Genomic DNA, 15,688 nt, shown 5'->3' on the forward strand with positions numbered 1-15,688 from the left:
GCAATTTCTGGCCCCCTTATCTCTCCGGATTTCATAAACCGCATACGTCTATGGTACAAAGTCACGATGTTATAGCCAGGGTCAAGCACTCAATAGACCAGCATCATACTAAATTTGATTCCATTGGTATTAACGGAATATCAGGGGTGGCTGTTTTCTATTATTACTATTGCTTGTTCGTTAAAGACGACAGTCATTCCGGCTTAATAGCCGGGAGCCTGGAGAAGGTGGTTGAAAAACTGAATAACGGATATACCAGTGATATTTTCTTCAGAGAGATCATAGAGTTTGGACATGCGTATTTATTCATGACCGGTCAGCAGTCAGAAGACGGCGCTGAAATACTCGATGAACTCGATACTATAATAACACAGTTTTCAGAGTGGAAACAGGAGCAGAAGGACCTGGACCCTGTAGTAGGTGGTATTGCGGCCGGTAACTACTATTTAAAGCGACTGTCGCAAAAGGCGGATGTCAGTGTACAATTAGAAGCCCTGATTGAACTGATCAACGACTGTTCCCATGTTCATCCGGAAGATGGCAGCCGGTACTGGCAGTCATCTCTCAGGAACAAAGAAGTGATCGAACTTGGCATCATGCATGGAATAGCGGGAACGATCGCATTCCTCACCGGATGTTATAAACAAGGCATACAACAGGAAAAATGTGAGGTATTGATACGGGAAGCGCTGCGGTTCATAGCCAGGTATAAAGGCACTGGCGAGAGCGCTGCACTATTCCCTAATATCATTACTGACGGAAATATTCTTGAGAAATATAATTATCAGAACCTGTGTTATGGAGATGTAGGGATCGGGTATACATTTTACTATGCGGGCGAGGTATTAAAAGATACGTCGCTTGTTGAAGAAGGCATAGCTATTCTGACACATGCTGCTGCATACAGGGATGATGCCGGCCGGCACATAAAGGATGCTAATCTGTTATACGGATCATCTGGTTTGTACACTTTATTCTCTTATCTGCACTCCAGGACCGCGCTGCCTGTATTTAAAGAAACGGCTGATTACTGGCTGGAGAAAACAATAGGCTTCGGCAGGTTCGACACGAAATGGGGCGGATATGAATCTTTTTACAATAATGAAATAGAGACGGTGCATATAAGTTTTCTCCAGGGCATCTGTGGCATTGGTACTGCATTGATTGCCTCCAGGGGAGACGCACCTTATGATTATCTGACTTTCGCTAATTATCCACTATGAGAACAACTGCAACGCATATTGTAGAACAGGTTAACGGTAAGATCGCTGCCGCTGATCTGGATGAGATCATCCATACAAACGGCCTTTTTAAAGGAAGGCTCGGGTTGCTTGTGTATTATTTCTATTCCTACAAATTCTCACCTGACCAGGAGTTCCTTGACGGAATGGAGAGGATGCTGGCCATCATCTTTGATGAGATCAATGATGGTAGCGAGCAGTTCCTGCGTAATGCTTCGTATGCAGATGGATTATCAGGACTGGGCATTGTGCTGACAGAACTGATAAATGAAGGCATATTGGATGAAACATATCTTATGCAGCTGGATGACCTTGATGATGTCATGTACGAGAACTGCATCACTTTTATTAACCATGAAAACTTTGACTTCTTCCATGGCGCGTTCGGCATCATCAGATACTTTGAAGTAAGAGGAAAGAAGGACCATTTAACACGTATTATACAATTGCTATCTACAAAAGCTTATAATAAAGGGACTGAGGCAGATATATTCAATAACAGTGTGCATGATGAATATGTGACAGGATGTAATTTCGGTATTGCTCACGGCATTCCGGGCTTTTTACTGATCCTGCTCAACCTTTATGAACAGGACATAGAAAAAGAGTATTGTAAGAAGCTGCTGGAGGATGGCCTGGACTATTTAATATCCTTCCGTAATCAGGCCAACGGCATTTCTCCGTTAGTTAATTTCCCCTACAATATTTATAAGGAAACGGCAGGAATGAGAAAGGTACATGTGAATACAAGGCTTGCATATTGTAACAGCGATCTTGGTATAACATTCCTTTTATTAAGGGCTGCAAAGACATTAGATAATAACCGTTATGAAGATATTGCCCTGGAGATAGGTAACTGCTGTACGCAGCGGACAAACTTCGACCTGACCGGTGTAGAGGATTATCACTTCTGTCATGGGGCTGCCGGAGTGGCCCAACTTTACACAAGAATAGCCGGAATATCCGGGCAGTCAATATTCACAGATGCCTATGAACACTGGATAAACAGGACGATCTCCTCACTGGAGGAGGACATGCAGCTGGAAGATATTTCAACAGTTAAATTGTCTTTTCTGCATGGATGGTTAGGAGCAGTACTCGCTGTGTATGGCTATCTCAAACCGGAACTAAAGGCATGGGATAAGTTTTTCTTACTTTCTTAATAATACAGCTCATGAGTAACATCCGGATCGGTATGCTTGAATTTGGTTACAGGGCGGGGAAGACCAGTATGGAGACACTGGAAGAAGTAACGCAATATGCGGTCAGGGCAGATGAAATGGGATGCAGCCGGTTCTGGATCGGCGAACATCACCGGCCCTTTAAAACAAACGCATGGAGTAACCCCGATATCCTGCTCACATTATTGGCAGGGATGACTGAGCGCATCCGTATTGGTACAGCAGGCAGTCTTATCTCGGTATATTCTCCTTATGCTATTGCGATGAACTTTAAACTCCTGAACAGCCTTTTTGGAAACAGGATAGACCTGGGACTTGCAAAGGGTGTTCCCGATAGTGATTATGCCATACAATTACTGAATAAGGAATTGAACCGTACCAACTGGACGCCTTACTTCGGGAAGAACCTGGAGTTGATCCATGATCTGTTTCACAGGGAAGAGGAGTTATTTGAACGGGATATCGTATTACCTCCCTATGGCGGCATGCCTCCGCAGCTCTGGTATTTATCCGGCTCTTTTAAATCGTTGGCACATATAGTCAAGTACAAAACGAATTTCTGTAAATCACTGTTTCATGGTAATGCAGACAATGAGATGGATGCGTCGGTACTTGATCATTACCGTGGAGAATATGCTGAACGGCATGGAATGTTGCCGGAAGTGAACCTGGCGTTGTCAGTAAGAATAATAAAGGATACAGACAGTGCTGCAAGGACTGCTGTAACTGGTACGGGTAAGGAGGCTTTTAAAACACTCGTAATATCCGTAGAAGAATTGTATGATACTGTTCATCTGTATCATGAGACATATGATATCAATGAATTCATCATTCATGATGCATCAACGGATTCATCGGAGAAGATGGAACACCTCTCAATGCTGAAAGAACTTTTTTTGATCACAAATGAAGCAAATGAAGAAGTCTAATATATCATATCCGTTTAGTCCTTTTTCTACAGTTGTGGTAAGGGCGCCGCTATTTTCGCTGGATGATTTCTTCAGGATAGCTGGGGCCTGTAAAGACTTACAGCAATTGCAGCGTTTTGGAGAAGAATTGTATGCGGATGATACATTCAGGGAAGCGCTTTACCTGGCGTCTCCGGTACTCTTTGAACAGTGGTGCAGAATGTATCGTGAGAATAAAACTGATGAGCATATCCTGAAAGGCGTGCTGAAATACTATATCAGGGCTACCAACAGGTGTGTGCCATTTGGATTATTTGCTGGTTGTGGAACGGCGCAGCTGGGCGACAACACCACACTGGTTATGCCAGAGGGAGATGGTTATATAAGAAGATCATCTCTCGATATGCATTTCCTGACCACCCTGGTAGACACACTGCGTGGTGACAGGATCATCATGAAATATGCAAAGTATTATCCGAATAACAGTATGTATAATGTAGGAGCGAAGAAGCGATATGTGGAGGGTACCTACAGGAACTATGAACGTGTATACAACCTCGTGTCGATCGGTAATAACGAATATATTGAAATGTTAGTGCAGGCTGCTGCTGACGGTGTTCAGTTCAAAGCTTTACAACAGGTATTAACACAGGACGATGTAAGCGAAGAAGATGCAGATTCATTTATCACTGCATTGATCGATGCACAGGTACTGGTAAGCGAAGTAGATGTACCAGTGACTAAAAATCCCAGGGAACATTTTACCGATCTCCTGAATGGGTATAGATCCATTGCGGATGAGAATGATGCCCTGTATATTGGCAATTTCATCAGCAAACTGGACGTACTTGGAGAGGGATTAGATACACTTGACAAGCAGAAAATAGGTGATAACAAAGCGATCTATGAGGCGATAAATGCTGGTGCTGCTGATTTTGGTATTGGTTATAAACCCAATTACCTGATCAATTCAAACCTCTACTATGATCTTGGCAACGCTGCCATCGACAAGCAGCTGATATCGGATATTCAGAAAGGGGTGGATATTCTGAGCCGTCTTACGCCTGATATATCCCAGATCAACTGGGGCGCCACCTCGAACCTGACTGCCTTTAAGCAGGCTTTCACTAAGAAATTTGAGGGCAGGGAAGTGCCGCTGTTGCTGGCGCTTGATAACGAAATAGGTGTGGGGTATCTTCAGCATTTCAACAACATGGCGAATTATTCTTCATTGATAGATGATCTCACATGGCCCGCCAAAGAAAAGAAAGATAAACAGGAAATAGGCTGGCTCAAGGAACTGCACTCGTTCTGGGTTAAGCGTTATATCAGGTCGGTAGAGAAGAATGAGCAGGTGATTGAGTTGACAGATGAGGAACTGTCGGCATTTCCTTCGAAAACAGCTGATGGGGCAGACACCTTTCCGGTGATGTTATCCCTGCTTGAAGAGGAAACCGGGACTAGTATCCTGTTTCAGAGTGCCGGCGCTACCAGTGCGGCTAATTATATCTCCAGGTTTGCACTGGAGAATGAAGAAATCTGTTCATTGATAAAAGAAATTGTACAGGCGGAAGATGAGAATAATCCTGAAGCCATCATTGCGGAAGTCATTCATGCTGCCCAAAGCAGGGCTTCCAATGTTTTGATGCGGCCTGGCGTAAGGTCCTATGAAATACCCTACATCCAATGTATAGTGGATAATACGAAGAAGGCCATCCGCTTATCTGAGATCGGTGTTTCCGTAAAAGGAGATACGGTTTATTTACGTTCCTATAAGTACAATAAGCAGGTTATACCGGAAGTTGCCTCTGCTTATAATTATCATTACAATTCACTGCCTGTTTATCATTTTTTGTGTGACCTGCAGACACAGCGGCGTATGACCAGTTTCTACATAGATACAGGCCATGCGTTTAGAGATGTTGTTTTCTTTCCGCGTGTGGTGTATAAGAATATTGTTTTCTCAGCAGCAAGATGGAGACTTAATACAGATGATTGCGGTGAGTTGATGGCTGCGAAAGGTGCTGAACGGGTAATAAAAATGGAAGATCTGCGAAAGCAGTTGAAGATGCCCCGTTACATCACCCTGGGCGTTTCACAGGATAACGACTTCCTGTTAGACCTGGAAAATCAGTTTATGATTGAGATCCTTGTAGATGAAATGAAGAAGAGGAAGCGGGTTACTGTAAACGAATATTTCAAGGGGAATAGCCCTTTGAAATCCCGGCGTGGGGACGTCAATTTTGCCAATCAGTTAATATTCTCTTTCCATAAAAACATAGTTAATACCCGTAAACCGCGGTTCAATGGCGAAGTAAACATGGAAGTGAAGCGAAAGTTTGTTCCCGGTGATGAATGGCTGTATTTCAAACTGTATACAGGGGTAAAGTCTGCCGATGATATTTTGATAAACACCATCGCGCCATTGGTATCTGCCCTTGAAGAAAAACAAGTGATCTCCAAATGGTTCTTCATCAGGTATAACGACCCTGATCCACATATACGGATAAGATTTTTAACAGGACAGGAACATGCACAGGAGGTGATAACAGGCATGTACGCTGCTATCAGCGAATACGTCGAAAACGACGTCATCTGGAAGGTACAGCAGGATACCTATGACAGGGAACTGGAACGCTATGGAAGTACTTGTATAGAGGAAGCGGAAAGCATTTTCTGTTGCGACAGTGACGCTGTATTACAAACATTGGTGCATTTAAAGAATAACGCTGATGGCAATGCCCGGTGGCTGATGAGCCTTCGCAGCATTGATGCTTATTTTGATCTGTTTGGAATAGGTATTGAAAAACGGCATGCCCTGATCCTTCAATGGCAGTCTGACTTTGAACGGGAGTTTAATGCCGATAAAGTGATCAGGACACAGATCAATGATAAGTTCAGAAAATACAGAGCCGCCATAGAAAGCATCATGGAGCAGCATTCAAATATTATTGTCAGCCGTAATAGCCGTCTGGAAAGTTGCGTGCGTGATATGTATAGTAAAGGCGGCGAAGACTTTATTGTTAGTACACTGTCCAGTTATGTGCATATGCATATCAACAGAACGTTCAGTGCTAACCAGCGGATGCACGAATATGTGATCTACTGTTTAATGGCTAAGTACTATCAGGGTATACAGGTAATGAAGAAGATAAGATAATATGAGGTTCAAATCGTTTATTCAACATGATATTATGGATTGCGGACCATCTTGTATAAAGATGATCGCAGCATACTATGGGAAGTCGTTGGAGCTGGATTACCTGCGGGAGCTTTGCTACCTGAACAAAAATGGGGTGAGCCTGGGCTCTATGAATCATGCCTGTGAACGTTTGGGGTTTCGCACGTTTGGCGCCACAGTAACTTTTACTCAGTTGATGGAATGTCCGTTACCATGCATCCTGCACTGGAACCAGGACCACTTCGTCGTACTCTATAATGTAAAACGGAAACAGCGTTGGCTCGGTTCAGCGAAGGATGAAAGCATACAGCTGTACATTGCTGATCCCGCGCATGGTTCAGTAGAAGTTGATAAAGAAACCTTTCTTAAGAGCTGGATCAGTTCTGCGGATGGTAAAGGTGTCGTATTACTTTTAGAACCTACGCCTGAGTTTTATGCACTGGAGAATGCAAGTGCTGACAAGAAAGGATATAGCTTCCTGTTAAAGTACCTGTTCCCGCATAAACGATATATCCTGCAGTTGCTGGCCGGTATGCTGAGCGCAAGTGCTATCTCTCTTGTACTTCCTTTCCTGGCCCAATTCCTTATCGATTATGGCGTAAAAGATGCTGACCTTACGATCGTATATCTGATATTGCTTTCACAGTTATTCCTGTTCTTCGGCAGTACTGCTATTGATATGATCCAGAACTGGCTGTTGCTGCATGTCAACGTGCGTATCAGCCTTAATATCATATCGGATTTTCTTATTAAGCTACTCAAGCTGCCGATCAAATATTTTGATACGAAAGCAGTCGGGGATATTACACAGCGGATAAATGATCATCACCGCATAGAAACATTCCTGACCAGCAGTTTGCTGAGCTCTCTTTTTTCAATGATCAATATCACCGTGTTTTCTATTGTACTGGCCTTGTATGATGTCAGGATCTTTGGCATGTTCCTGGTCTTCAGCATAGGCGCGGTAGTATGGATCTTTCTGTTCAGGCAAAGAAGAAAGCGGCTGGATTACAAAAGGTTTTCCCGTAATAAGCAGAACCAGGATAAACTGTTTGAGATGATCACAGGTATGCAGGACATCAAGCTGTATGGAAGTGAAACACCGAGACGCTGGGAATGGGAGCAGTTGCAACTGAAGTTATTCAAGCTGAACATCAGTAGCCTTGCGCTTGAACAATATCAGCGTGTGGGTTTTGTATTTCTGTCGCAGGTGAAAAATATCCTTATTTCATTTCTTGCGGCGAGGGAAGTGATCAATGGACATTTCAGCATCGGTGTGCTATTAAGTATATCATACATCATTGGGCAAACAAACGGCCCGCTTGAACAGTTGGTGTCCTTTGTTAAAGCTGCACAGGATGCCCGTTTAAGTATGGACAGGATGCAGGAAATCCATAATCGCAGAGATGAACAGGAAGAGGAGGTGGGCCTGATACAGCACCTTGAAGACCTGTCTGACATGGACGTCAGCGTGGAAAATGTATCTTTCCAATACGGCGGGCCTAATTCGGCTTTTGTACTGAAAGATGTCAGTTTTACTATCCCGCATGGAAAAGTAACCGCCATTGTTGGTGCAAGCGGAAGTGGGAAAAGTACACTGATGAAACTACTGCTCAATTTTTATAAACCTACAAGTGGTACTATATTTCTGGGTGATGAGCCGTTGGAGAACGTCTCTTCCCATTACTGGCGAACACAATGCGGTACGGTCACACAGGATGCCTATATCTTTTACGATACAATAGCAAGGAATATTGCACTGGACGGCAAACCGGTAGATCATGAAAGAATGCAGTATGCAGTGAGTACAGCCAATATCAGAGAGTTCATAGAAGAATTGCCGTTGGGATATACTACGAAGATCGGTAACAACGGACTCGGTATAAGCGGCGGGCAAAAGCAAAGGATCTTCATTGCCAGGGCTGTATACAAAGACCCGCAATTCCTTTTCTTTGATGAAGCTACCAGCTCACTCGATGCCAATAACGAACGGACGATCATGGAAAACCTGGAGCGCTTCTTTAAAGGGAAAACCGTTGTTGTGATTGCGCATAGGTTAAGCACTGTGAGGAACGCTGATCAGATCATAGTGCTGGACAAAGGAGAGATCACTGAAACGGGCACGCACGATAGCTTGTCGATGAGTCGTGGATATTATTATGAGCTGGTAAAGAACCAGCTTGAACTGGGTAATTAAAGGATCATTTTCAATTGATATAATATGCCTGAAGCGGATAATAAGAATGTTTATGAGCTGCGCAGTGACGAAGTGCAGGAGGTGCTGTCAAAGCCTCCCGGTAAACTGATCGTCTGGGGGAATATATTAGTGCTCTTAGTGTTGGTGACGGGTTGTATTTTATTAACGCAGATACCTGTGCCGCATTGGAAAAGTACCATGGTACGGGTATATAAATCGGAGACAAGAGGGGAGGGAACACATATTACCTGTTCTGTTGATGCACTGCCTGCCGATAGTTTGTCAGCATTGCGGGCTAACCTTCCTGCACGTTTGTATGTGGGCAGGAATACGAACTTGAAATCCGATTATGTAAAAATAACTATAGATAGCTTTTATAGAAAAGGCGATGATCTCTTTATGGAAGCGCATGCTCCGTCTGCTGCCGCATCATCGTTGTACAGGGATATGTATATCCGGTGTGAATGGAAAACGGCAACCGGTACTGTATGGAGTAGATTTAAGTTTTTTGCGGCAAAGTAACATTGCACATGAAAAAAGGGAAGCCATTTGCAGCTTCCCTTTTCCTTTTTATTGTTTGGTTATCCTTGCCACATAACCTCCACCCTTAGTCATCTTGATTGTGATCTTCGAGTGATTGTCTGTCGTTCCGGATTCCATCTTACAATCTTTTGCATTGTGGTCTGCATTGATCCCGTCTTTCCAGCTATCGATCTTATACTTGCCTTCAGGCAGGAATGAAAGATCTATCGTCAGCTCACGAGGCGTCCAGTTTGTCATTGCGCCAATGTACCAGTCGCCGTTGGGCGCTTGTCTGGCAACAGCTACATATTCGCCTACTTTAGCGTGTAACGGAATGGTTTGCTGCCATGTGGTAGGCACTGTTTTCAGAAACTCCATAGCCACCGGCTCGCGATAGTAGTGAGTAGGAAGGTCGCACAGCATTTGCAGCGGACTTTCAAACACAACATACATTGCCAGCTGATTGCTGCGGGTACCCAGGGTCATTGGTTCGCCCGGAACTGCTGCCCAGGCGTTGCGCTGTACATTCAGCATACCGCCTGGAGTGAAGTCCATCGGGCCTGCTGCCATTCTGATAAATGGAATGGTGGTAGTATGCTGTGGCGTGATAAGATCTGCAAACTTACTGATCTCGTTACCCAGTACGCCTTCGGAAGTCAGTACGTTCGGATAAGTACGGATCCAGCCTGTCGGCTTGTAAGCACCGTGGAAATCCACCATCAGTTTACGGCTTGCGGCCGCTTTAGAGACCTTTTCGTAGTAGTTGACCATGTCCTGATCATCTCGCTGCATAAAGTCGACTTTAATGCCCTTTACGCCCCATTCCTGGAATTTATCCAATGCCATGTCCAGCTGTTTGTCGAGTACAAGCCAGCTGGTCCAGAGCAGGATATTGACATTTTTTGCTTTTGCATAGTCAACCAGCTCTTTCACATTAATACCCGGTGCAAGTTTCATCAGGTCACGGGTATCGCACCAGCCTTCGTCCAGCAGCACGTATTCGATACCATATTTGGACGCAAAGTCAATATAATACTTGTAGGTATCGTTATTGATACCAGCGCGGAAATCGACGTCGTAGATGTTGTTATAATGCCACCAGTCCCACTGTACCTTGCCGGGTTTCACCCAGCTGTAATCGCCTGTAGCGGGAGGGGCCAGCTGGTATACCAGCTGATTGGTCAGCAGGTCGCCATCCTGGCGGGCTATCATAACAATTCTCCAGGGAAATGATTGCGGGCCTTGAATATTAGCGAGATAATCTTCACGGGAAGCTACCTGCTCATCTCTGTCGCTGGTCACTTTCTTTTCACGCGGATAAGCAGGGAATACAGCTTTGAGTTTACCGCCGCTTTGTCCCAGTAACCACATGCCCGCGTAGTTGAACAAGCCGGATTCTGTAACCAGCAGTTTAGTGTTCTTTACTTCGAATAATGCGGGCAGGCTGGCCAGTTTCTTATCGTCCAGGCTATCCAGCTTATAGTTGATGTATTTGCGTTCGTTATGTGAGAACATGCCATCTTCCTGCGGGTACCAGGAACGGCCTTCCTTGTCCATGATAAAATTGGCCTGCTCGTCCAGTACTTTATAAGGCTTTTTGCTGCTGGTGATCCAATGCCAGGCAATGCCGTTATCATAGGCCCTCCATTCCAGTGCCAGGCCATTAGAGAGGTCAAGGTGCAGTTCATTGTACTTGTCAGCGATGGTCTTTGTTTTCTGCATAATGACAGGCGTGAGCGTGGCATCGTGAGCAGTTGTTTTCGCTTTGCTGACTTTCCAGGCGCCTGGTTTATCTGCATCTGTTTTAAACGATACGACAGATGGTGCGATCAGTTCTTTGTTATCCTGCGACAGGCTGTAAGAAATGTCTTTACCAACGGCTACGGTGAGTGTTACCGATTTATCGGGCGAAATAACTGTGTATTTCTGCTGTGCATGGATTCCTGAGAAGCAAAAAAAGAGCATTCCTGTTATGGACAGGCCTTTGTACATCATTATCTGTGGAAATTTAGTGTCTCATTTATGGTGATCAGTTAGCAAGCAACGCAGCGGCAGTCCATAGTACAGGCGCCTGACCATGAAGATCGCCGGTAACACGGGAACGGTTCAGGTAATATTGCTGATCGTTCTTTTTATTGGTGCCTTCGCAAACGTCTTTCACGTCTCCGCTCTCATTGATATATTTTACCAGTGTGGTCCATGCATTTCTGGCAACGGGGCCGTACTCTTTTTCGTCAAGCCAGCCTTTCTTTACACCAGTTACGATTGCAAAGGTGAACATACCGGAACAGGAAGTTTCTGCCCAGGCGTTAGGATCGTCCAGCAGCTGGTGCCACATGTAGTTCTTGTCCTGCAATTTCTTCAGGGTGGCCATCATTTTCTTATAGCCGTCCAGTATTCTCGGCCTGTCGGTATGACCGGAAGGCAAGGCGGTAAGCAGCTCGGCCATGCCGGCAGCCATCCAGCCATTACCACGCCCCCATAGGAAAGGCGCATCTTTAGCATGATAGAACAGGCCGTCGGGCTGTTGAATAGCATCAAGGTATACTACCATTTCCCGGGCCGCACGGTCCAGGTATTCCTTATTGCCGGTGGCGCGGAAGGCTTCTACCTGCAGTAATGTGATCATATACATGTCATCGATCCACATGCGGGTTTGCCAGGAAAGGCCTTTTGACTGAAGCTCCTGTTGATTGGGCTGTGGATTTTCGGGCAGTTCCCATTGTTTGTCGGCGAAGTTTTTGCCTTCATCCAGGTATTTGCCCTCGTTTGTTTGCAGAAAAAGTTCAAGTGGAATTGCACCAAATACGCTGTGGTCAACGTGGTCTGGTTTGGGCTTCAGGCTCTGGGATTGTGCCAGCAAAGGTTCATAACGTGCAGCCAGTTTTTGTACCAGTTCCTTGTTGCCAGTGGCTTTGGCAAACTGAAGAGCGCCATACCAGGTACATACTTCAGGATAGGTAATGGATTGTGGTGGGCCAGGATTGCCAAAATTGGCAAAGGGGCCGGCCAGGTAGTGATTGGCGACAAATAATCCGATTGCTGCTGGCTCTGTCCCCATTGGCCAGTCTTTGAAACTTTTCTGAGCAGATACAGTACCGGACGCGGTCAGCAGGCCGGTTAAGGCTATGATTGCCAGGTGTATTCTCAATTTGCGCATAGAATGCTAATTATCAGGGTTGTAAATAGTAACAGAATTTTGATTGATTGACGAACTATTGCGTAAAGTAATATATTAAAATCCCGAATGCAAGATGTCAGGGGAAAATTTGTATGACGGAAGCAAATTTGCGTATAAAATGTTAACTTAGGAATAGACAGGACTATTCCATTCTTCACACCTAAATTACCTCGTTATGGGAACAGTGCGCGACATCCTTCGGGTGAAGGGCCACGTGGTTTATTCTATCCAGCCAAATGATTCTGTATTTGACGCCTTGAGCGTATTAGTAGACAAAAATGTAGGCGCACTGGTAGTTCTCAGTGAAAGCGACAAAGTACTGGGTATCTTTTCAGAACGTGACTATGCCCGCAGGGTTATTCTTAAAGGCAGGGCATCCAAAGAAACGCTGATCAGGGAAATTATGACGGAGAATCCTTTTACAGTTACAGAAGATGACAGCATCCAGGACTGTATGGTAAAAATGACGGATAAACATATCCGCCATTTGCCAGTTACAGACAACCAGCAAAGGCTGGTCGGCATGATTTCCATTGGTGATGTTGTAAAGTATGTGATAGATGAACAACAGTTCATTATTCACAACCTGGAAGATTATATTAAGGGTACACGTTAACCACCTACTCTTTGTTGTTCGCTGCCGGCTTCCCTTTCACGGGCAGCCTTAATATTGCTGTTGCCAAAATTCCATGTCAGGGCCAGGTTCACACGTCTGTTCTGCCAGCGGTTGTTGATGTACATATCAATGTTGTCAAACTTAGCAGAACCACGGAACTGTTCCCTGTTGGTAATATCGGACACATTCAGCTTGATGTTCAGTTTCTTGTTCATCAGTTGCTTCTGTACGCCTAAACCAATGGCATAGGAAGGCCTGATTTTGTATACACCCCAAACGAACGGACTTTCGTAATAAGCGTTGATCTCAAATTTCCAGTCGTCCGGTAAAGTGAACGTGTGTGTAGTCTGATAGTTGTAAGCGAAAACATTGGTCGTCAGATTTACCACACTGTCCTTGACGTCAAAGTAGTTGTAATTGAAATTGATATTGTTGGTGATATTCCACCACTTGAAAGGATCTATCGGAATGGTCAGTGTGGCGTTGTACACGTAACTGCGTTCGAAGTTCCTGTCGTAATAAGTCGTTACTTTGGTTGTATCATTCTGGATCATATACTCAAGCACTACGTTCTTGGTCATACCATAAGACACCGCCAGCACATACTTCTGTTTGAGCGTATAATTGATCTCTGCTTTATGCGTGTATTCAGGCAGCATATACGGGTTACCCTTGAAGTAATTGTATTTGTCGATATAAAATACAAAAGGGTTCAGGTCACCGTAATTCGGCCTCGAAATACGCTTGGAATAGTTCACGCCGATCTTGTGCGACTCATTTATTTTCTGATCAAGTGAGAAGGTAGGGAAGAAGTCAAGATAGGAACGCTTTACATGCGATTGCAACGTAACGGAATAACCGTCTGACTTCGTCTGCTCTGCACGCAACCCAAGCTGGAAATCTGTATTGTGGATCGTCTTTTTGAAAATGGCATATGCTGCGTAAACATTCTCCGTATAGATGAACTGGTTGCTCTGCGTGATGGCATTCTCGTATTTCCCATTTAGCAGTGAGTCATATCTGAGATTATTATCCGTTTTCACAGAGCTGTATTTAACACCCGTCTCTATTTTTGTGTTTTTGTTGAATGGCAGCACCATGTCTAATTTCGCGCTTCGGATGGTTACCTGGTTTACTGGTCTGTTAAGGATCGCATGATCGTTCTTAACGGGATTCACCACGTAAGCCATGCTATCGCTAAGCGTCATGTAGTTGTTGTCGTTGAACCTTGCCCAATCGGCGTCAAAGCCGATCTCTGTTCCCAAAGTATCTAACTGGCCCTTATAGTTCAGGTTAAAAGAAACATTGTTGAATTTATTCCTGACAGTTGTACCGGCATATAATGTTGAATCCAGTTTACCATTGCTGCTGATAGGAGTGTGGTTAAACCCATCCTGGTTAAAGGCGTTGTCATATCCTCTCACCAGTACGCCAACGGTATGTTTGGAATTGAGGAAATAATCCAGCCCGACCTTATAGTTGTTGTTTTTGAAATTACGCCTGTTAAAAGCGTTCAGTTCAAAGAAAGCCGGTATGTCTCCCTGAATATGGCGGGCAAGATAACGGGTCTGGAAAAAGCCCCTGTAGCCATTGTTATAGTTACCGAAAGCATTGAATTTCTCCGTGCGCCAGTTTAAATTCAGACCGGCGTTGTAGAACCCGTATTTACCAGCGCCGGCGCCCAGGTTAAGGGAACCATTAATACCGGTGATGATAGTTTTTTTGGTCTTGATATTAATGATCCCGCTTTTACCTGCTGCATCATATTTGGCGGAAGGACTGGTGATAATTTCTATCGTTGCAATGTTTTCGGAAGGAAGGCTTCTCAACAGGTTAGCCAGCTGTTCACCCGACAGGTAGGTCAGTTTACCGTCCAACATGATAGTGGCGCCCTGGTTACCCTGAAGGATGATGTTATCGTCTTTGTCTATTTGTACTCCTGGCGCCCTTTTTAAGACATCCAGGGCTGTACCGCCGGAAGCGGCGAGACTGCTTTCCACGTTCAATACGGTGGCGCCGTTCTTTCTTTCAATGAAAGGTTTCTGAGCGGTCACATTTACGGCCTGCAGTGTTTTGCTGGCCTGCGATAAACTTAAGGTAGGTAATTGTACGAGCTGGTGGCCGGCATCAATGGAAAAGGCAGACGTACTGGCGGATGTGTAACCCATCAGTGTAGCTTCTATAAAATACCTGCCTTCGCTGATCTTTTCGAAGGTGGCGCTACCATCCGTAGCGCTAAGTTCTCCCTTTACCAGGGAGGAATCCTTCACATGACGTAGTAGCACGTTTGTAAAGGGAAGGGGTTGCCCGTTTGTTTCGGCGGTCTTAACAGTGATCTTTCCTGAAACGTGCTGGGCATAGATAGTCCCCGTGCCGGCGATAGCCAGGAACATGATAAGCAAAATCTTTTTCATAAGTTCAAATCTCAGAGTGGTGGTAAGGCTGTGTCCTAACTGGTGTTACCCACTCACTCCCTATACAGAGCAGGTAAAAAGGAAGCATTTCAGGTTTGGCGCCTGCATGTTCGATTCTCAGTTTTCGCAAAGCCCTGCCCTCCAGTGCAATAATGGCAAGGATACCCAGGGTTATGATGATAAATATGGATACCTTTTTCATGCAGGTTGTTTTTTAGAAAGACGACCGGGTACAGAAAAGGTTGCA

General features: G+C 44.8%; 11 protein-coding genes. 7 read left to right on the forward strand and 4 right to left on the reverse strand.

Annotated features, from left to right (window positions below; all coding sequences use genetic code 11):
* Nucleotides 1-50: 50 nt before the first annotated feature.
* The 6 genes from C7475_RS16425 to C7475_RS16450 are packed head-to-tail and all read left to right on the forward strand — an operon-like array spanning nt 51 to nt 9,230.
* Nucleotides 51-1,223, forward strand: a complete 1,173-nt coding sequence (locus C7475_RS16425) for a lanthionine synthetase LanC family protein (protein WP_110054469.1) — start codon at nt 51-53, stop codon at nt 1,221-1,223.
* The gene (locus C7475_RS16430) at nt 1,220-2,404 is read left to right on the forward strand and encodes a lanthionine synthetase LanC family protein (RefSeq protein WP_110054470.1); all 1,185 of its coding nucleotides are present in this window, start codon (nt 1,220-1,222) and stop codon (nt 2,402-2,404) included. Before C7475_RS16425 ends, C7475_RS16430 begins: the two co-directional genes overlap by 4 nt.
* Before the next feature lie 11 nt (nt 2,405-2,415).
* Nucleotides 2,416-3,351, forward strand: a complete 936-nt coding sequence (locus C7475_RS16435) for an LLM class flavin-dependent oxidoreductase (protein ID WP_110054471.1) — start codon at nt 2,416-2,418, stop codon at nt 3,349-3,351.
* A complete protein-coding gene (locus C7475_RS16440) occupies nt 3,338-6,490 on the forward strand; it encodes a lantibiotic dehydratase (protein ID WP_158286520.1) in 3,153 nt (1,050 codons plus the stop codon). Before C7475_RS16435 ends, C7475_RS16440 begins: the two co-directional genes overlap by 14 nt.
* Nucleotide 6,491: 1 nt before the next feature.
* Entirely contained in the window at nt 6,492-8,708 is a 2,217-nt protein-coding gene (locus tag C7475_RS16445) for a peptidase domain-containing ABC transporter (RefSeq protein WP_110054473.1), read from the forward strand.
* A 24-nt stretch (nt 8,709-8,732) separates the two neighbouring features.
* Nucleotides 8,733-9,230: a hypothetical protein gene (locus C7475_RS16450; protein WP_110054474.1), complete on the forward strand. Its 498-nt coding sequence runs from the start codon at nt 8,733-8,735 to the stop codon at nt 9,228-9,230.
* Nucleotides 9,231-9,278: 48 nt separating this feature from the next.
* Here C7475_RS16450 and C7475_RS16455 read toward each other — a convergent pair whose 3' ends face one another.
* Nucleotides 9,279-11,225 (reverse strand): glycoside hydrolase family 97 protein, encoded by a 1,947-nt coding sequence (locus C7475_RS16455; RefSeq protein ID WP_110054475.1) that lies wholly within the window; start codon nt 11,223-11,225, stop codon nt 9,279-9,281.
* 34 nt (nt 11,226-11,259) lie between these two features.
* Nucleotides 11,260-12,390, reverse strand: a complete 1,131-nt coding sequence (locus C7475_RS16460; protein ID WP_110054476.1) for a glycoside hydrolase family 105 protein — start codon at nt 12,388-12,390, stop codon at nt 11,260-11,262.
* A 196-nt stretch (nt 12,391-12,586) separates the two neighbouring features.
* Here C7475_RS16460 and C7475_RS16465 point away from each other — a divergent pair, with 196 nt between their 5' ends.
* A complete protein-coding gene (locus tag C7475_RS16465; protein WP_110054477.1) occupies nt 12,587-13,027 on the forward strand; it encodes a CBS domain-containing protein in 441 nt (146 codons plus the stop codon).
* Here the strand turns inward: C7475_RS16465 and C7475_RS16470 are convergent.
* Nucleotides 13,024-15,441: an outer membrane beta-barrel protein gene (locus C7475_RS16470; RefSeq protein WP_110054478.1), complete on the reverse strand. Its 2,418-nt coding sequence runs from the start codon at nt 15,439-15,441 to the stop codon at nt 13,024-13,026. The genes C7475_RS16465 and C7475_RS16470 overlap by 4 nt on opposite strands.
* Before the next feature lie 4 nt (nt 15,442-15,445).
* Nucleotides 15,446-15,643, reverse strand: a complete 198-nt coding sequence (locus C7475_RS16475; RefSeq protein WP_110054479.1) for a hypothetical protein — start codon at nt 15,641-15,643, stop codon at nt 15,446-15,448.
* Nucleotides 15,644-15,688 lie beyond the last annotated feature (45 nt).

Source organism: Chitinophaga sp. S165 (assembly GCF_003182155.1).
Classification (GTDB): domain Bacteria; phylum Bacteroidota; class Bacteroidia; order Chitinophagales; family Chitinophagaceae; genus Chitinophaga.